Here is an 18,094-nt window from a genome sequence, read left to right as displayed (position 1 = left end):
GGACGGGCCTCTATTTCGAGTAACGGCGGATGGCTTGCAACAAGTCTTCAACGCCTTCGGCTCGGGCTTCATCGCTAAGCCCGGGACGCGCTACATGCTCACGGGCGTGGGCATCGATGAATTGGTCCATCAGCCCATTGACCGCACCGCGGATCGCCGCGACCAGATGCAAGGTTTTGGCGCATTCGGCGTCAGACTCCAACGCCCGCTCAACCGCCTGGACCTGGCCGGCAATGCGCCGGACGCGGTTGAGCAGGTCATCTTTGTGTTCGTGGATGTGTGACATACGTATACCCCCTACCCCTATATGGCGTGCATGGTTACCGATGCAATTGGAGTTGGCAAGTCAGGTGGACCGAGTCATCGTTCATCGCGGGTCAATCCAGCTCCATGGGTTGTCCGGTTCAAAAGTCAGGGTTCTCAGCAGGTGGCTGACTTTGGTGATGGGATAACTCTGATATGGACCCCAGCGGTTGACCCATCCAGCACCTCAGGGATTCCCCGCTAGAGGCCGCACCACAAGCACCTCGGATCTGGACTTATCCGCCTACCGCACAGACAGATAACATCATCGTCAACCCGATCTACCCCCCTGAGTACAAGGACTTCATTCTTGTATTTCCAGCCGACTCGGGCATTAAACCTCGCTATATCGTCTTGACCCTGAAGCCTTTTAAGCGGGTCTTTCCATATACCCCCCAAGAGATCCAGCGGCTTGCCAAACGAAAAGTCAGGCACTAAGGTAGCGCCCTCTAGCGACTGGCCCCGGATTTTGGGCGAGCGGTAACGGCTACAGACAAAAAATCAGATGGCAGCGCACCCTCCTTTGGCGAGTACTTCACCGCACAAAGATAGCGCTGTCTCACTATCAAGCTGCCTAAGCTCGATAGAGTTTTCCTTGAAAGTAACAATCACAAGAAAGAGGAAGTCCGTGATGACGAACGCTAGTGCTAGCGCGACTGTCACCAACAGTTTGGCAACACCCCACACCCAACGGATGAGCACCTACGTGTTCGCGCTGTTTTTCATCCTCGGCAGCATCACCAGCCTTAACGATGTCCTGGTGCCAAAACTCAAGCACCTCTTCAGCCTCAGCTATACCGAGGCCATGCTTGTGCAGTCGTCATTCTTTTTTGCCTATTTCATTTTCGCCATACCCGCAGGCCTGCTCATTTCGCGAATCGGCTACATGAGAGCGGCCGTCCTCGGGTTGCTGCTGATGGCTGGTGGATGCCTGCTCTTCATTCCTGCCGCACAGTCCGCATTGTTTCCAGCCTTCCTCGGCGCCCTCTTTGTGCTTGCGATTGGCGTGACAACCGTTCAGGTCGTTGCGAACCCGCTGCTTTCACTACTCGGAACTGCCGCAATGGCCCCCAGCCGCCTCACCCTCGGCCATGCGTTCAATTCGCTGGGAACCACGGTCGCACCCTACCTGGGTGCCATACTGATCCTGGGCTCCCTCAATGCGGTAGATACCTCCGCATTGTCGCCAGCAGAACTGACGTCCTTCCTGTCGCAGGAAGCCAGCGTGATCAGCAACACCTATGCAAGCATTACGCTCTTCATCTGCATCGTCGCCTTGATCGTCTGGCTGAAAAGAAATGAGCTGCAACCGTCAACAAGACCTGAACGTCTCAATCCACTCGCTGCGCTCGACCTTCTAAAGCAGCCGCGCTTTGCACTCGGTACCGTTTGCATATTTCTCTATGTCGGCGCCGAAGTCACGATTGGCAGCCTCATCACCGACTACCTCATGCTGCCGACAACCCTGGCCCTTCCCGCCGAAGCCGCAGGCAAGCATGTTGCTTTCTATTGGGGTGGCGCCCTGGTTGGCCGCTTTATCGGCTCGGCGCTGATGCGCACTTTCGCGCCCGGGAAACTGCTGGCCTTTGCCGCCACGGCAGTCATTGTGCTGTTGACGATCTCTGCCACCACACAAGGCGTTGTTTCCGGATGGTCGCTGCTGGCCGTCGGGCTGTTCAACTCCATCATGTTTCCGACGATCTTTACCCTTGCGACCGCAGGGCTCGGTCATCGCGCGGCGGAAGGTTCGGGCCTGTTCTGTTGCGCCATTGTTGGCGGGGCATTTATTCCGCCATTGACAGGGTATGCGGCCGACCTCTCGACGCTCGCGATGGCATTGAGCGTGCCAGCGACCTGTTATGCCGGCATCGCAATCTACGGTTGGTATGCCCGCGCTCCGAAGCACTAGCATTTCCTGGCGCGCGGCTAGATTCAACCGCTTGTTCGCCGTGCCAGGATCGAGCCCCAGCTCGCCTTGAGACCAGTCCCGGTAACGAGATAGGACGCTCAGACAGTTAGCGGGGCTCTCTTCATCCCTAGACCTCAGGGGGCACACAGCGCTCTCAGCGCTCTCTCTTCACAGAGACAGCGGGTTTTGTCGTTTCAGCTCATACAGCCATCAATCATCCCGCGTCAGCACTTCCAGCAATTCAATCTCGAAAATCAGATTCGAGTTCGGCGTAATCGCGCCCATCGTCCGCTCGCCATAAGCCAGATGCGCCGGCACCAGCAGCTTGCGTTTGCCGCCAACCTGCATGCCCATGATTCCCTGATCCCAGCCCTTGATCACTCGCCCCGTGCCAATCACGCACTGAAAAGGTTTACCCCGACTCCAGGAAGAATCGAATTCAGTGCCGTCTTCCAGCCACCCGCGATATTGGGTAGTGATCAGCGCGCCTTTGACAGCGGCTTTGCCGTCGCACACTTCAAGGTCGATGATCTGCAATTCATCATTCATTACATTCACTCTTCTGCGCGCTTGCCCGAACAGGGCTTCATGGGCGCCGTTTTCCCAGAAATGCAGGCGATTGGCAACTTATTCAGATAGACCTCGCTCGGCGCCCTTACCAGAGGGCAATGTCGTAGGTGAAATAGATACGATTGCTGTCACGTCCACGCGCGAAGTCCGAACGGTAGACATAGTTGCGCAGCTTCACGCCAAGCCCCTTGAACGTGCCGCTCTGGACCACGTAGGCCAATTCCATGTCGCGTTCGGACTCTTTGACGTTGGTGTCGGACTTGCCATCGTTGCCTTTGAGATAACGGGTCATGAATGTCAGCCCCGGCACGCCCATCGAAGCAAAGTCGTAAGCGTAACTGAGCATCCAGGTCTTCTCGTCCTCCTCGATGAACTTGCCGATCCCAACGTTGCTGAACGAATACACCGTCGCACCACTGATGTATGGCAACCCGGCGTCACCGCTGAGTTGTTGGTAACCGCCACCCAAGGTGTGCCCCGCCACCGCGTAGGACAACTGGCCGCTGAGCATGTCGTTATCGATTTTCGAGGCGTAGGCACGGCCCGCGTCCTTGCTGTTGAAGTAGCGCAAGTCACCGGTCAACACCCCGGGACCCAACGGCAGATCGTGCTGGATGCCGGCAAAATTCTGCCGATAGAAGTCTTCCAGCTCACCGTAGAAGTAACTCACCCGCGTCTTCTTGCCGAGTTTGTAGTCACCGCCGGCGTAGGTGAAATCGCCACCTTTGTCACCTGAATAACCGTCAGGAACGATCGACACGCTGTCGGTGGAATCGCGCAGTTTGAATCGGTCCAGATGGCCGCCGGTCAGGGTCAGGTTCTCGATGTCGGTACTGGTGACTTGCCCCCCCTCGTAGGTTTGCGGCAGCAAGCGCGCATCGTTGTAGATCAGTACCGGATTTTTGGGCAGCAAAGTGCCGTACTTGAGGGTGGTCTTGGCCAGTTTGACCTTGGCAGCCGCCCCGGCACTGGCAAACTCATCGGCGGCGCGGCCGTCATCGTGCACCGGCAGCAGACCGGTGCCACTGCGACCACGCCCGGAATCCAGTTTGATCCCCAGCAAGCCCAGTGCATCAACCCCGAAACCCACTGTACCAGGGGTGAAACCCGACTGAAAATCCAGCAGGAAGCCCTGGGCCCACTCAGTGCGCTCACTTTTGGCGGTTCTGGCCGAACGCGCACTCAAGCCATGCTCATCGCGAAAGTTTTCGTTGATATAGACGTTACGCAGTTGCAACTTCAACTTGCTGTCGTCGATGAAATCACTCGCACTGGCAGTGGCCATTGGCAACACAGCCAGAAGAGGAAGAAGAGCCCCGCGAGTCAGAAAGTGGGTCATGTCGAACTACTCATTTTATTGTTTTATGGATGCACGTGGCCGCGCGTCCTTCATCGGGCGCGTGGAGTTCTGTCAAGTGGTGAGTCAGGGATGAATCAGGCGAACAGCGTCAAGGCCCCGGTCAGCAGGGCTAAAGCTGTGACCACCAGGGAAGTGAGCACCGCCCATTTGAAGGTGGCGCGCTGAAAGTCGCCCAGATCGCGATCGACCATCCCCACCAGCAACAGGGTCGAGGCCACCAATGGGCTCATCAAGTGCACCGGCTGGCCAAGAATCGACGCCCGGGCGATTTCTACCGGATCGATCCCGTAGGCCGCCGCCGCGTTAGCGAGGATTGGCACCACGCCGAAGTAATAGGCATCGTTGGACAGCACGAAGGTCAACGGCATGCTGGTGATCGCCACCACCAGCGGGAACAGGTGCCCCCAGGACGGTGGAATCCAGTCGACCAGGGTTTGCGCCAGAGCGTCGACCATTTTGGTTCCGGAGAAAATCCCGGCGAAAATACCGGCCGCGAACACCAGCAAGACTACCGTCATGGCGTTGCCGGAGTGCGCGAGGATGCGCTCTTTCTGAATGTTCAGTTGCGGGTAGTTGATCATCAGTGCCAGCACGAAGCCAATCAGAAACAGGATTGCCGAGTGCATGAGCCCCATCACCAGCGCGACCATCACCGCCGTCACCAGCAACAGGTTGACGTAGGCCAGTTTCGGGCGTTTGTGCGGCGTGTCCTCAAGAATCGCCTTGATATAGCAATCACTCCCGCCGCTTTGCAGCTGGACGTTGCCAATGCGTTTACGCTCGGCGCGCCCCAGCAGGAACGCGGTGAATACCACCCACGCCGCGCCGCCGATCATGGTCGGCAACAACGGAACAAAGTACGCCCCGGCATCCAGCCCCAATGCGGCAATCGCCCGGGTCGCCGGGCCGCCCCAAGGGGTCATGCCGCTCATGATGCTCAACGACAGCATGGAAACGGTCGCCAGAATCATCGGGTTCATCCCAATGCGCTTGTACAACGGCAGCATTGCCGCGCAGGTGATCATGTAAGTGGTGGTGCCGTCGCCGTCCAGGGCGACAGTCAGCGATAGCAGCGCAGTACCGACCGCAATTTTCATCGGGTCGCCATTGACCCGTTTGAGAATCTTGCGGATCAGCGGATCGAACAGTCCTGAGTCGATCATCAAACCGAAAAACAGAATCGCGAACAGCAGCAATGCTGCGGACGGTGCGACCATCTTCAGGCCGTCGAGCATCATTTTGCCGGTGGTCCCGCCAAAGCCGCCGATGATCGCAAAGACAATCGGAACAATGGTCAATGCAACGATGGGTGATAGACGCTTGGTCATGATCAGGAACGTGAACACAACCACCATGGCCAAGCCGAGTAAGGCAAGCATAAGGCAACTCTCTTGTTGTTATGGAAGACGTTGCCGACGCGCCAGGCGTACGACCCCGAGCTTGTTCTGATGCAAAACTGCGGTGACTACGTGGGAAGACTACCCGGCGAACCGTTGGGAAGCCGGGGCATACACAAAGCCGGAAAACAGCCTTCGGGCGGTACGAACAACAGAGGCGCGAATTGTCTCACCGTTCTTCCCGGTGTAGGACAAGACGACATCGATGCCGCCGCTCGGATGCTCGATTCGCACCTGTTGCAGACGCGGCCCGCCGGTATTGCCGAGCATCTGCGCGACCACACTGCCTTCGCTGACACACGCCGTGGCCAGACCGATGGAACCGGTAATGGCCAGCGCACGATGGCAGTTGTGCGGCATGAAGTAGCGAACCTGAATCGTGCCGCCGGCCTTGGCCTTCGATACCAGCACCGGCTTGGGGATGACCTTGTCGCTGACATCGCCCAGGCCCATGGCCATGCCGGCCTGTAGCCGCAGGGCTTCGAGGCGCTGCAGAAAGTCTTTGTCGGCATCCAGTTCGGCCGGCGTTTCGTCGCCGCGTTTGCCCAGGTGACGCGCCTCGAGAATCATCATTGGCATGGCCATGTCGATGCAGGTCACTGGAATGTCGTCGAACCGGTCTTCGGTGTTGCCCGTTGGAAACAGCTTGCCGGTCTTGCTGCCAGCGGCATCGAGGAATGTCAGCTGAACCGGTGCCGCGCTGCCAGGCACGCCATCGATGGCTGTGTCGCCTTCATAGCTGACCTTGCCGTCTGGCGTCTGCACATCAGAGGTGACGAAGGTGCCGGTGTTGAGATTGCGAATCCGCACGCGGGTCAGCTCACCGGTTGCCTTGACCAGACCCTGCTCGATGGCAAACGGCCCGACCGCGCAGAGCATGTTGCCGCAATTGGGGGCGGTGTCCACCCGACGCTGAGACACCATGACCTGGACGAACAGGTAATCAACATCGGCATCGGGATGCAACGAAGGGCTGACGATGGCGACCTTGCTGGTTTGCGGGCTGCCACCGCCGATGCCGTCGATCTCCAGTTCGTGACCGGAGCCCATCACCGAGAGCAACAGCTCATCACGTTCTTGAATCGAAACCGGCAGATCCCAAGCGAGAAATACCGGACCCTTTGAGGTACCACCGCGCATCAGCACACAAGGAATTCGTTGCATGACTACTAACTCTTGTTGATCAATCGAGGTAATTGATGTCTTGGAAACAAGAGTGACAGGGAAGTAATTGTGTTTCCAATGCAAAGATCGGAGCAATTATTGCGTTTCACAAAAGAAAGTTTTACCGTAACTCAGCGCCCTCCTCCGACGAGACAGAACATGGAATATGAACTTCAGGACATCCGATCTTTCGTGAAAATCGCCGAACTGGGGAGTTTTCACGAGGCTGCCGACGCACTGCATCTGTCACAACCGGCCTTGAGCCGGCGGATAAAAAAACTTGAGGAGGGTTTGGGGACGACCTTGCTCGACCGAACCACGCGCAAGGTCAGCCTGACCAGTGTCGGCCGTGATTTCCTGCCCAAGGCTCGCCGATTGCTGGATGACTTCGACGACTCGATCCTGAATATCCGTGAGTTGGCTGAGCGGCAAATCGGTCAGGTGACCCTGGCCTGCATTCCAACCGCTGCGTTTTACTTCCTGCCGTCGGTGATTCGTCTTTATAACGAACGCTACCCGAAAATCCGCATCCGTTTGCTCGACCTCAGCGCCAATGAAGGGCTCGAAGCGGTGCTGCGAGGGGAAGCCGACTTCGGCATCAACATGATGAGCGGCCAGCACCCGGACATTGAATTCGTTTCACTGGTCAACGAGCCCTTTGTCCTGGCCTGCCGCCGTGACCATGAACTGGCCGGGCGGACGTCTGTGACCTGGTCAGAATTGAGCGACTACCGGTTGATCGGGGTCGGGCGCCTGAGCGGCAACCGCATGATCCTGGATCACGCCTTGTCAGGCCTGAGCTGGCGTCCGCAGTGGTTTTATGAGGTACAGCATTTGTCCACCTCGCTGGGCATGGTCGAAGCCGGTCTGGGAGTTTCCGCCATGCCGAGCCTCGCGATGCCGACGGCGGATCATCCGACGCTGGTGAGCATTCCGCTCACCGATCCTGTGGTGAACCGGACACTCGGCCTGGTGTACCGTCGGGGCGCATCGTTATCGCCGGCGGCGGAGAAATTCGTTTCGATCCTGCTCGAACAATGGCCCCACTGAGCCGTGAGCTCGATCAGCAACCTCCTTGCTGACTGAAAGGACGCCAGCCTTTATCCTGACGTCCCGCTGAAAGTCGGGCGAGCGCCGCTCTCGCCTGCCACACCCTGGAGTTTCGCCATGCCCCACGAAGGCAACCTGTTGCAAGCCGCTGTCGTCTTTTTATTCGCGGCGGTGCTCACCGTGCCCTTGGCCAAGCGCCTGCAGCTGGGGGCGGTGCTCGGCTATCTGTTTGCCGGGGTGATCATCGGGCCGTCAGTGCTGGGCTTGATCGGTAATCCGCAAAGCGTCAGCCACATCTCCGAACTCGGGGTGGTGTTGCTGCTGTTCATCATTGGCCTTGAGTTGTCGCCGCGACGCTTGTGGGTGATGCGCAAATCGGTGTTCGGCGTGGGCCTGGCGCAGGTGCTGCTGACCGGCTCGGTGATTGGTGTGCTGGCGTTGTTCGTGTTCGGCCAATCCCTGAACAGTGCCATCGTGTTGGGTCTGGGCCTGGCGTTGTCGTCCACTGCATTTGGTTTGCAAAGCCTGGCCGAGCGCAAGGAACTGACCAGCCCCCATGGGCGGCTGGCGTTCGCGATTTTGCTGTTTCAGGACATCGCCGCAATCCCATTGATCGCAATGGTGCCGCTGCTGGCCGGCGGCGATCACACCACCAGCGCCGCCGAAGATTTGAACCATGGCTTGCGGGTGCTCGGCAGTATCGCAGTGGTAGTGATCGGCGGGCGTTATCTGTTGCGCCCGGTGTTTCGCGTGGTGGCCAAGACCGGTCTGCCGGAGGTGTCCACGGCCACCGCGTTGCTGGTGGTGATCGGCACGGCGTGGCTGATGGACCTGGTCGGCGTGTCCATGGCACTCGGCGCATTCCTCGCCGGTTTGCTGCTGGCGGATTCCGAATACCGTCACGAACTGGAAGCGCAGATCGAGCCGTTCAAGGGGCTGCTGCTGGGGCTGTTTTTCATCAGCGTCGGCATGGGCGCCAATTTGAGTTTGCTGCTCAGCGCGCCAATTGCGGTGCTGGGGCTGACCGTGCTGTTGATCGCGATCAAGCTGCCGCTGCTGTTTGTGGTCGGTCGACTGGCCGGGGGCTTGGGCAAGGTCAATGCGATTCGCTTGGGGATTGTGCTGGCGGCCGGTGGTGAATTCGCCTTTGTGGTGTTCAAGATCGGCCGGGATCAGGGCTTGTTCGAGCCGCGCTTGTACGACTTGCTGGTGCTGACCATCACCCTGTCGATGGCGCTGACACCGCTGTTGCTGCTGGTCTGCGCACGACTGGTCAAACCCAAGGTTCAACCGGTGGAGGTGCCGCAGAAGTTCCGCGAAATCGACACTGACACGCCGCGCGTAGTGATCGCCGGCATGGGCCGAATGGGGCAAATCGTGGCGCGGATTCTGCGGGCGCAGAACATCAAGTTTGTCGCCCTCGACACGTCGGTGGAAACCATCGAACTGTCGCGTAGCTTCGGCGGCGTGCCGGTATTTTATGGCGACCCGATGCGCCCGGAAATCCTCAGCGCGGCCAAGGTCGAGCAAGCGGAGTTTTTCGTGATTGCCACCGATGATCCGGAGACCAACATCAAGACGGCCGAGGTGGTGCACAAGCTCTATCCGCACATAAAAATCATCGCTCGCGCCCGTAACCGTCAGCATGTGCACCGGCTGGTGGATGTCGGGGCTCAGGCGGTGCGGGAAACCTATTACTCCAGCCTGGAAATGACCCGGCAAACGCTGGTTGGACTAGGGCTGACGCAGGCCCAGGCGGATGCGCGGATCAAGCGTTTTACCCATCACGATGAACAAGTGCTGGAAGCCCAGCATGCGGTGTATGACGATGCGGCCAAAGTGATGCAGACCGCTCAGGAATCGCGGGCGGAATTGGCAAAATTGTTTGAGTCGGATCAGTTGGAAGAGGAAGCGGGTAAGGTTTGAACCGGATCGTTCCCACGCTCTGCGTGGGAATGCCGTCATGGACGCTCTGCGTCCGCCCCTGAAATGTGACGCAGAGCGTCACGGGATGCATTCCCACGCAGAGCGTGGGAACGATCACTGGCAAGGAACCCACGATGGCAGACCAGACCTCTCCCGCTCTGAAAGAAATCTTCAACGCCGAACGCCTCGCGCACATCGCCACCGAGATAACGGCGGTCTATCCAGGTTTCGATGCCAAGGCCTTTCTGACACTGGCTAAAACCGATCTGGCGGAGTTGTCAGTCATGCAACGCATGGCCCGCGTCAGCGAATGCCTGCATGCGGTATTGCCACTCGGTTATGAAGAATCCCTCGACGTCTTGCGCGCCCTCGCCCCGCGCCTGAACAGCGCCTTCGTCAGCATGTTTTTGCCGCATTACGTCGCGACCTACGGCGCTCACAGGTTCGACCTGTCGATGGATGCGCTCAAATATTTCACGGCCTTCGGCTCATCGGAGTTCGCGATTCGGCACTTTCTGCGCAGCGATATCGAACGCTCGTTGGCGCTGATGCACGACTGGTCGCAGGATGAAAATGAACACGTCCGACGCCTCGCCAGCGAAGGCAGCCGACCGCGCCTGCCATGGTCGTTCCGCCTGGAACAGGTCCAGGCCGACCCGACACTGGCGGCTGCTATCCTCGACAACCTCAAGGCCGACGATAGCCTCTACGTGCGCAAATCCGTGGCCAACCACCTCAACGACATCACCAAGGATCATCCCGAGTGGGTGCTGGCGTTGATCGAGGGTTGGCCGCTGGACAACAAGCATACGGCGTGGATCGCCAGACACGCCCTGCGCAGTTTGATCAAACAAGGTAACAAGCGGGCGCTGGCAATCATTGGTGCGGGCGGCAAGCCCGAGGTTGAAATCATTGACGTGAAGGTCGAACCGGCGGTGATTCGCCTGGGTGAGAAAATCACCCTGTCTTTCAGAGTGAAGTCCACGGTCCCGGACAGTCAGCGATTGGTGATCGATTACGCTATCGATTATGTCAAAGCCAACGGCAGCACCTCGGCAAAGGTGTTCAAACTTAAAGCCCTCACACTGTCCGACAATGCCAGCGAAGCCATCAGCCGCAGTCAGCACATCAAGGAACTGACCACCCGCAGGCACTATGCCGGCCAGCACGTGGTGCACATTCTGGTAAATGGCGAACGCTTGGCCAGCACCCAATTCCGGATTATCGCTGACGCTCATTGACACCCACACCAGAGCCCCCCGGCAGCATGCGCGTGAGCGTGTTGTCGCGGACCCAGTAGTGATGGAACAACCCCGCCGCTGCATGCAAACCAATCAACCAATAGCCGGTGCTGCCGAGCCATTCATGCCAATGCTTGAGTTGCTTGGCCAGATCGGGATCCACCGCAACCGGCGCCGGCAAGAAAAAGCCGAAATACGGCATCGGCTTGCCCCCGGCGGCCAGCATCAGCCAAGCCAATAACGGCGTAGCGATCATCAGCCCATACAGCGCCAGGTGCATGAGGTGCGAGACACCAGTCTGCCAGGTGGGCGGGGCCGGAGTAATCGGTGGTCGGGGCGTGAGGCGCCCGAGCAAGCGAACCCAGACCAGCGCAAAAATGCTCAACCCGAATACGCCGTGCAGCCCTAGAAACAGGCCCCTCAAGGCATGCCCACGGGGCAGCAATCCTTTGATCTCGATGCAGCCATAAACGCCGATGAACAGCGCCAGCATCAGCCAATGCAAGGTGATCGAGAGTTTTCCATACCTGTGTACTGCTGAATCTCGGGTCATACAGAGCCTCGTGAAGATCAGTGGCGGCTGCCGACTCATTTCGTACAGCCTGGATCCGGTTTCGTCGAACCGACCGGCGCCACCTTGCCCGTGCAGTCTTAAGACAATCTGAAGGTCACCTTCAGACTCCGTTAAGAATTGCCTTTGATACTCCTCCCGAACTTACTCAGGGAGGCGTTCTTGCCCATGCCCGATTTCGACTGGAACATCCCTCTGCCCCTGCACTTCGGTCAAGCCGAAACCCCGCAGATGAGTCTGGCCAGAGCCTTGCCGGACGATCCCCCGCGTCCGGTTTTCGAAGCCTTTATCCAGCAGCGTTTTCGAAAGGCCCACGGCGCCGATATCCGTCATTTCATGCCGCAGCTGTTCGGCATGAGCGATGCGTCAGGCGCGCTGAGTGCGGTGGCTGGCGTACGACTGGCCAGTGCCGAACCCTTGTTTCTGGAGCGTTATCTGGACGAGGCGATTGATCCGCTGATCAGCGACACCGCCGGCCAACCCGTGGACCGGGCCGGTATTGTCGAGGTCGGGAACCTCGCCGCCAGCGATACCGGCAGCGCGCGCCTGAGCATCATCGCCATCACCTACCTGTTGGCCATGGGCGGGCTGGAATGGGTGGCGTTCACCGGCAACATCGGACTGGTGAACAGTTTTCATCGCCTGGGCTTGAAGCCGGTGACGCTCTGCGCCGCCGACCCTGCGCGGCTGGGCGACGACCGTCACCTCTGGGGCAGTTATTACGAGAGTCAGCCATGGGTGCATGTCGGCAACATCCGCGCCGGTTTCATCCATTTGCGTAATATCGGTCTGTTCAATCGCCTGGGGTTGCCGATCTCCCTTGAGGAGTCCAGCCATGTCGCCTGAAATGGAGCGGTTCAAGCAGACCCTGCGCAGTCATGCCGAGCGCAAGACCAACGTCATCGCGTTGTGGGGCGATCAGTTGAAACTGGACTACGCCACGCTGTACGCCGAGGTCATGTATCGCCAACAGCGTCTGCGCGATGAGCACGTCAAAGTGGTCGCGCTGGCCCTGGACAACGGCACCGAGGCGATGCTCTGGGACCTGGCCGTACTGTTCGAAGGCCTGACCTGTCTGACGCTGCCGCCCTTCTTCAGCCCGACACAACGCAGTCATTGCCTGGAACAGAGCCAGGCCGAACTGCTGATTGCCGAACCGGAGCTGGAAGCCGAACGGCAGGCGGCCGGCTACGAGAAGACCGGCGAATTCTGGCGTCGCACCTTCAGCGGCCCGAACCGGATACCCGAAGGCACCGCCAAACTGACCTTCACCTCAGGCACCACCGGCACACCCAAAGGCGTGTGCCTGAGCGCCGAGAGCCTTTTGCGGGTGGCCCGTGGACTGGATCAGGCAAGCAAACCCACCGATCCACGGCATCACCTGACGCTGCTGCCCCTAGCGATTCTGCTGGAAAACCTCGGCTGTTATGCCGCGCTGTATGCCGGCGCGACCTTGAGCGTACCGAGCCAGAAAACCCTGGGCATTCAGGGTGCCAGCGCTGTCGATGTGCCGCGGCTGCTGGGTTGTCTGGCCACCCGAAAACCGGAAAGTCTGATCCTGGTGCCGCAGTTGCTGCTGATGCTGGTCGACGCCGCCGAGCAAAAAGCGTTCAACCCTCAGTCGTTGCGCTTTGCTGCGGTCGGTGGCGCACGGGTTTCCGAAGAGTTATTGCATCGCGCTCAGCGCATCGGCATTCCGGTTTACGAGGGTTACGGGTTGTCGGAATGCTCGTCGGTGGTATGCCTCAATCGCCCGGGCGCGCACCGCCCGGGTAGCGTTGGCCGGCCTCTGCCCCATGTTGAAATTCGCCTCGCCGATGACGGCGAAGTACTGGTCAAGGGCTCGCCCCTGCTCGGCTATCTGGGGCAAGCCCCGTTCCGCGATGATTGGTGGCCGACCGGCGATCTCGGCGAGTTCGACCCGGAAGGTTTTCTCTACCTCAACGGGCGCAAGAAGCATCAGTTCGTCACCAGTTTCGGCCGCAACGTCAATCCGGAATGGGTCGAGGCCGAGCTCACTCAGCGTCGTCATATCGCTCAGGCGTTCGTCTACGGCGAAGCGATGCCAACCAACCACGCCCTGCTCTGGCCCCATCGGCCTGACTGCACCGATGAAGAGCTCGCTGCCGCCGTGGCCCAGGCCAACGAGGCTTTGCCCGATTACGCCCAGGTTCATCACTGGACCCGTCTCGATCAACCGTTCACCGCCGCCAACGGCTTGCTGACTGCCAACGGCCGACCGCGCCGCGACGCCATCGTCGAACGTTACCGGGCGCAGCTCACTGACTTCGTTTCTTCCGAGGAATCCGCATCATGAGTTTTTTCGACACCCTGCAAGAAGCCACCCAGCAGGAACGCCACGAGTTGTTCAACCTGCCGATCATCCGCGATGCCCTTGAGGGCAAGGTCAGCCTGGACAGCTACCGCGCTTTTCTCGTCCAGGCCTACTACCACGTGCGCCATACCGTGCCGTTGATGATGGCGTGCGGCGCACGTCTGCCGCAGCGGCTGGAATGGCTGCGTCAAGCGGTGTGCGAATACATCGACGAGGAATACGGCCACGAACAATGGGTGCTCGACGACATCGCGGCCTGTGGCGGCGACAGAGAGGCGGTGCGTGACGGTCGTCCCTCGCTGCCGATCGAGTTGATGGTCAGCTTCCTCTATGACCTGATTGCACGGGACAACCCGGTCGGCCTGTTCGGCATGGTCAACGTGCTCGAAGGCACCAGCATTGCCCTGGCCACCCACGCGGCCGGCAGCATCCGCGAGCGTTTGGCGCTGCCGGAAACCGCCTTCAGCTACCTGAGTTCCCACGGCTCGCTGGATATCGAACACATGCAGACCTACCGCCAGCTGATGAACACACTCGAAGACCCGGCGGATCAAGCCGCGGTGATTCATGCCTCGAAGGTCGTTTACAAGCTCTATACCGACATGTTCCGCGGCCTGCCCCGCGATGGGGAGAATCTGCATGCAGCTGCATGAAGCCCGTGTGGTTTTGACCGGAGCCAGCGGCGGTATCGGCCTGGCTATCGCCAGCGCCCTGTGTGCCAGTGGCGCGCGGGTGTTGGCCGTGTCCCGGCACCGGGAGGCGCTGGAACCCTTGCTCGAACGCTACCCGCTGCACCTGTGTTGGGTCGGCGCTGACCTGACTGTCCCCGGCGACCGACACAAAGTGCTGGCCGCGGCCGAAGCCATCGGTGGCATCAACCTGCTGGTCAACGCCGCGGGGGTCAATCACTTCGCCATGCTCGAACAGCTCGATGACAGCGAGATCAATGCGATGCTGGCGGTGAACATCAGCGCGCCGATCTGCCTGACCAGGCTTTTGCTGCCGCTGCTCAAGCAAGCCGAAAGCGCCATGGTGGTGAACGTCGGCTCGACCTACGGCTCCATCGGCTACCCCGGTTATGCCAGCTATTGCGCCACCAAGTTTGCCCTGCGCGGTTTCTCCGAAGCCCTGCGCCGGGAGCTGGCCGACACCCGGATCAGCGTGCTTTACGTTGCTCCCCGGGCGACCCACACCAGCATGAACAGCCCGGCGGCCCAGGCGCTGAACGATGCGCTCAAAGCCAATGTGGACGATCCGCAAACCGTCGCCTCGGCGGTCATCCACGCCATTGCCGGTGACCGGCGCGATTTGTACCTGGGCTGGCCGGAACGTTTTTTCGTTCGCCTGAACAGTCTGTTGCCGCATCTGGTGGACCGTGGCTTGCGCAAGCAGTTGCCGCTGATCCGTCGCCTGAGTCAGAAGCCCGATAACGAGAGTCTCAAACCATGAAAAAAATCGTCACTTGCCTGCTGTTCGGGGTGTTGAGCCAAAGTGCCTGGGCGCTGGACGCCGCCGATCAGCAGCGCCTCAATGGCATTCAGCAAAGCTGGGCGCACATTCAATACGAATTGCCTGCCGAACAGCGCACCGCCGCCTTTGAAAAACTCGCGACCCAGGCCTCGACGTTCACCCGGGAACGCCAATCCCTTGCCGAAGCGTGGATCTGGTCCGGTATTGTCACCAGCAGCTGGGCCGGAGCCCAAGGTGGCCTCGGTGCCCTGAGCAAGGTCAAGGCCGCCAAAGTCGATCTGGAAAAAGCTCTGACCATTGACCCCAAGGCCCTGCAAGGCTCCGCCTACACCAGCCTCGCGGCGCTGTATGATCGCGTGCCCGGCTGGCCCCTCGGTTTCGGCGATGCCGACAAGGCCGAACAACTGTTAACGCAGGCCTTGCAGCTGAATCCGGCCGGCATCGACAGTCTGTATTTCTGGGGCGATCACCTTTACCGTCAAAAGCGCTATGGTGAAGCCAGGGAAGCACTGCAAAAAGCCCTGCTAGCAGCGCCCCGCCCTGGCCGGGAAAGCGCCGACGTCGGGCGACGCAAAGAGATCCAGGCGTTACTGGTGGACGTGAACAAGAAACTCAACTGACAGGAGTCCGCGTGCGTTTATTACTGATCGAGGATGACGTGGCCCTTGGCGAGGGCATTCATCAGGCCTTGGGCCGTGAGGGTTACACCGTCGATTGGCTGCAGGACGGCAGCAGTGCCTTGCATTCGCTGCTCAGCGAGAAGTTTGACCTGGCCGTGCTCGACCTCGGTCTGCCGCGCATGGACGGTTTGCAAGTGCTGCGTCGCCTGCGTGAAAGCGGCTCCAACCTGCCGGTACTGATCCTCACCGCCCGGGATGCCACCGAAGACCGCATCGCCGGGCTGGATGCCGGGGCCGACGATTACCTGATCAAACCCTTCGACCTGGATGAACTCAAGGCTCGCCTGCGGGCCTTGTTGCGACGCAGCGCCGGGCGCGCCCAAGTGTTGATCGAACACGCCGGCATCAGCCTGAACCCCGGCACCCAGCAAGTCAGCTATCAAGGCGAGCCGGTGGCGCTGACGCCCAAGGAATATCAACTGCTCCACGAACTGCTCTCGCCGCCGGGCCGGGTCATGACTCGCGACCACCTGATGCAACTGCTTTACGGCTGGAACGAAGAAGCCGAAAGCAACACTCTGGAAGTGCATATCCATCACCTGCGCAAGAAGTTCTCCACCGACCTGATCCGCACCATTCGCGGTGTCGGGTACCTGGTGGAGGAGCGTCGATGACTTCGATCCGGCGTCGCACCCTGACGCTGATCATTGGCCTGTTGCTGACTGGCCTGGCGATCATCAGCGTGCTCAATCTGCATGACAGTAATCACGAAATTGCCGAAGTCTACGACGCCCAACTGGCCCAGAACGCCCGGCTGCTGCAGGGTGTGATGCGCATGCCGCTGGCCAGCAATGAACACGCCGAACTGTATCAAGCGTTCAACAAGGCCTTGAGTGAAGCGGTGCCGAGAGTCGATGGTCATCCCTATGAAAGCAAAATTGCCTTTCAGGTATGGAATCGCAAGGACGAGGTGCTGGTGCACACCGCCAGTGCGCCCTCCTTCACGGTGCCACCGACAAAATCCGGTTTCAGCGATGTGGTGGATCTGCACAACCGCCATTGGCGGGTGTTCATGCTCGAAGACAAACAGAATGACCTGCGCATCTGGGTCGGTGAACGGGACGACGTGCGTACGGACCTGGTAGACCGGATCGTGCGACATACCCTGTGGCCCAATGTGCTGGGCAGCCTGATACTGGCGGCCATGGTCTGGCTGGCGATTGGCTGGGGGCTCAAACCCTTGGCCAATATGGCGGAAACGTTGCGGGCACGGCACAGCGGTTCTCTGGAGCCGTTGCAACTGACCCCGTTGCCCAGCGAACTGGAACCGATGCAAGCAGCGCTCAACCGCATGCTGGCGCAAATTCAAGAAGTGCTTGGCCGCGAGCGGCGCTTCATCGCCGACGCTGCCCACGAACTGCGTACGCCGCTGGCCGTGCTGCGGGTGCATGCGCAAAACCTGCAGGAAGCCGGCACGGAACAGGAACGTCGTGAGTCCCTGGCGTTTCTGATTGCCGGGGTCGACCGGACCAGCCGTCTGGTCAATCAGTTGCTGACCATGGCCCGCCTCGAACCAAAATCCGTGGCACCGGTGCTGCACAGCATCGACCTGAGCGAAACCGTGCGCGCCACTCTGGCCCAACTCACGCGCTGGTTATTGAGCAGAAATCTGGAACTGGCCTTCGACGTCGATGACCAGCCTTTTGAAGTCCTCGCCGACGCCGCCGACATCGACATCGCCCTGAACAATCTGGTCACCAACGCCGCGAATTTTTCGCCGGAGCATGGCGTCATCACCGTGCAATTGAGCCGGGACGACGGGTTCTACAACTTGAGCGTCCAGGACCAGGGGCCGGGCATCGACGAAGCAGATCGCGCGCGGTTGTTCGAACGTTTTTACAGCCGTGGAAATACCGGAGGCGCGGGGTTGGGGCTGACCATCGTCAGCACCATTGCGACGCGGCTGGGTGGACGGATTACACTGGTCAACCCACCCGAAGGCGGGCTGCGGGCGACCTTGTCGATTCCCGATGGTCAGAATCACAGCACTGTGCAACGGACCACCCGCGAGCTGCCGCCCAATGGCTGAATGACTTCATCTGTACGCCGACACAATCCCTGTAGGAGCGAGGCTTGCCCGCGAAGAACGATAACGCGGTGTGTCAGGCCTGACGCCTT

At 59.8% G+C, this 18,094-nt stretch carries 17 protein-coding genes and 1 pseudogene; 12 read left to right on the top strand and 6 right to left on the bottom strand.

The window, feature by feature from the left end:
- Positions 1-10 precede the first annotated feature (10 nt).
- Positions 11-286: a metal/formaldehyde-sensitive transcriptional repressor gene (locus MEB48_RS12505; protein ID WP_019648873.1), complete on the bottom strand. Its 276-nt coding sequence runs from the start codon at positions 284-286 to the stop codon at positions 11-13.
- Positions 287-394: 108 nt separating this feature from the next.
- Here MEB48_RS12505 and MEB48_RS12500 point away from each other — a divergent pair.
- Positions 395-669: pseudogene (locus MEB48_RS12500) on the top strand (S-type pyocin domain-containing protein); the annotation flags it as partial.
- 265 nt (positions 670-934) lie between these two features.
- Positions 935-2,212, top strand: coding sequence for a sugar MFS transporter (locus MEB48_RS12495; RefSeq protein WP_237884543.1), 1,278 nt, complete (start codon positions 935-937; stop codon positions 2,210-2,212).
- A 210-nt stretch (positions 2,213-2,422) separates the two neighbouring features.
- Here the strand turns inward: MEB48_RS12495 and MEB48_RS12490 are convergent, their stop codons facing one another.
- From MEB48_RS12490 to MEB48_RS12475, 4 genes are all read right to left on the bottom strand, one after another.
- The gene (locus tag MEB48_RS12490) at positions 2,423-2,761 is read right to left on the bottom strand and encodes an FKBP-type peptidyl-prolyl cis-trans isomerase (RefSeq protein WP_237884542.1); all 339 of its coding nucleotides are present in this window, start codon (positions 2,759-2,761) and stop codon (positions 2,423-2,425) included.
- 106 nt (positions 2,762-2,867) lie between these two features.
- Positions 2,868-4,121 carry an OprD family porin gene (locus MEB48_RS12485; RefSeq protein ID WP_237884541.1) on the bottom strand — a complete coding sequence of 418 codons (1,254 nt, stop codon included), beginning with the start codon at positions 4,119-4,121 and terminating at the stop codon, positions 2,868-2,870.
- Between the two features lie 95 nt (positions 4,122-4,216).
- Positions 4,217-5,521, bottom strand: a complete 1,305-nt coding sequence (locus MEB48_RS12480; protein WP_237884540.1) for a CitMHS family transporter — start codon at positions 5,519-5,521, stop codon at positions 4,217-4,219.
- A gap of 99 nt (positions 5,522-5,620) precedes the next feature.
- On the bottom strand, positions 5,621-6,703 hold the full coding sequence (locus tag MEB48_RS12475; RefSeq protein WP_237884539.1) for a 4-oxalomesaconate tautomerase: 1,083 nt from the start codon (positions 6,701-6,703) through the stop codon (positions 5,621-5,623).
- A 159-nt stretch (positions 6,704-6,862) separates the two neighbouring features.
- Here MEB48_RS12475 and MEB48_RS12470 point away from each other — a divergent pair, with 159 nt between their 5' ends.
- The 3 genes from MEB48_RS12470 to MEB48_RS12460 all read left to right on the top strand — a co-directional run bounded on the left by MEB48_RS12470 (position 6,863) and on the right by MEB48_RS12460 (position 10,920).
- Positions 6,863-7,753, top strand: coding sequence for a LysR family transcriptional regulator (locus MEB48_RS12470; RefSeq protein ID WP_237884538.1), 891 nt, complete (start codon positions 6,863-6,865; stop codon positions 7,751-7,753).
- A 117-nt stretch (positions 7,754-7,870) separates the two neighbouring features.
- Positions 7,871-9,679 (top strand): monovalent cation:proton antiporter-2 (CPA2) family protein, encoded by a 1,809-nt coding sequence (locus MEB48_RS12465; RefSeq protein ID WP_237884537.1) that lies wholly within the window; start codon positions 7,871-7,873, stop codon positions 9,677-9,679.
- Between the two features lie 134 nt (positions 9,680-9,813).
- A complete protein-coding gene (locus MEB48_RS12460) occupies positions 9,814-10,920 on the top strand; it encodes a DNA alkylation repair protein (protein ID WP_237884536.1) in 1,107 nt (368 codons plus the stop codon).
- Here the strand turns inward: MEB48_RS12460 and MEB48_RS12455 are convergent.
- A complete protein-coding gene (locus tag MEB48_RS12455) occupies positions 10,901-11,473 on the bottom strand; it encodes a cytochrome b (RefSeq protein ID WP_237884535.1) in 573 nt (190 codons plus the stop codon). The genes MEB48_RS12460 and MEB48_RS12455 overlap by 20 nt on opposite strands.
- A gap of 186 nt (positions 11,474-11,659) precedes the next feature.
- Here MEB48_RS12455 and MEB48_RS12450 point away from each other — a divergent pair, with 186 nt between their 5' ends.
- The 7 genes from MEB48_RS12450 to MEB48_RS12420 are packed head-to-tail and all read left to right on the top strand — an operon-like array spanning position 11,660 to position 18,005.
- Positions 11,660-12,337, top strand: coding sequence for a thermostable hemolysin (locus MEB48_RS12450; RefSeq protein ID WP_237884603.1), 678 nt, complete (start codon positions 11,660-11,662; stop codon positions 12,335-12,337).
- Positions 12,327-13,808, top strand: coding sequence for an AMP-binding protein (locus MEB48_RS12445; RefSeq protein WP_237884534.1), 1,482 nt, complete (start codon positions 12,327-12,329; stop codon positions 13,806-13,808). Before MEB48_RS12450 ends, MEB48_RS12445 begins: the two co-directional genes overlap by 11 nt.
- Entirely contained in the window at positions 13,805-14,479 is a 675-nt protein-coding gene (locus tag MEB48_RS12440) for a TenA family transcriptional regulator (RefSeq protein WP_237884533.1), read from the top strand. Before MEB48_RS12445 ends, MEB48_RS12440 begins: the two co-directional genes overlap by 4 nt.
- On the top strand, positions 14,466-15,275 hold the full coding sequence (locus tag MEB48_RS12435) for an SDR family oxidoreductase (protein ID WP_237884532.1): 810 nt from the start codon (positions 14,466-14,468) through the stop codon (positions 15,273-15,275). The genes MEB48_RS12440 and MEB48_RS12435 overlap by 14 nt, the downstream gene beginning before the upstream one ends.
- On the top strand, positions 15,272-15,916 hold the full coding sequence (locus MEB48_RS12430; protein WP_237884531.1) for a tetratricopeptide repeat protein: 645 nt from the start codon (positions 15,272-15,274) through the stop codon (positions 15,914-15,916). Before MEB48_RS12435 ends, MEB48_RS12430 begins: the two co-directional genes overlap by 4 nt.
- A gap of 11 nt (positions 15,917-15,927) precedes the next feature.
- On the top strand, positions 15,928-16,590 hold the full coding sequence (locus MEB48_RS12425; protein WP_237884530.1) for a response regulator: 663 nt from the start codon (positions 15,928-15,930) through the stop codon (positions 16,588-16,590).
- The gene (locus tag MEB48_RS12420; protein ID WP_237884529.1) at positions 16,587-18,005 is read left to right on the top strand and encodes a sensor histidine kinase; all 1,419 of its coding nucleotides are present in this window, start codon (positions 16,587-16,589) and stop codon (positions 18,003-18,005) included. The genes MEB48_RS12425 and MEB48_RS12420 overlap by 4 nt, the downstream gene beginning before the upstream one ends.
- Positions 18,006-18,094: the final 89 nt, after the last annotated feature.

It is taken from the genome of Pseudomonas sp. PGPR40 (assembly GCF_022014505.1).
In the GTDB taxonomy this organism is placed as follows: Bacteria; Pseudomonadota; Gammaproteobacteria; order Pseudomonadales; family Pseudomonadaceae; genus Aquipseudomonas.
This window is presented reverse-complemented; position numbering and strand designations above follow the sequence as displayed.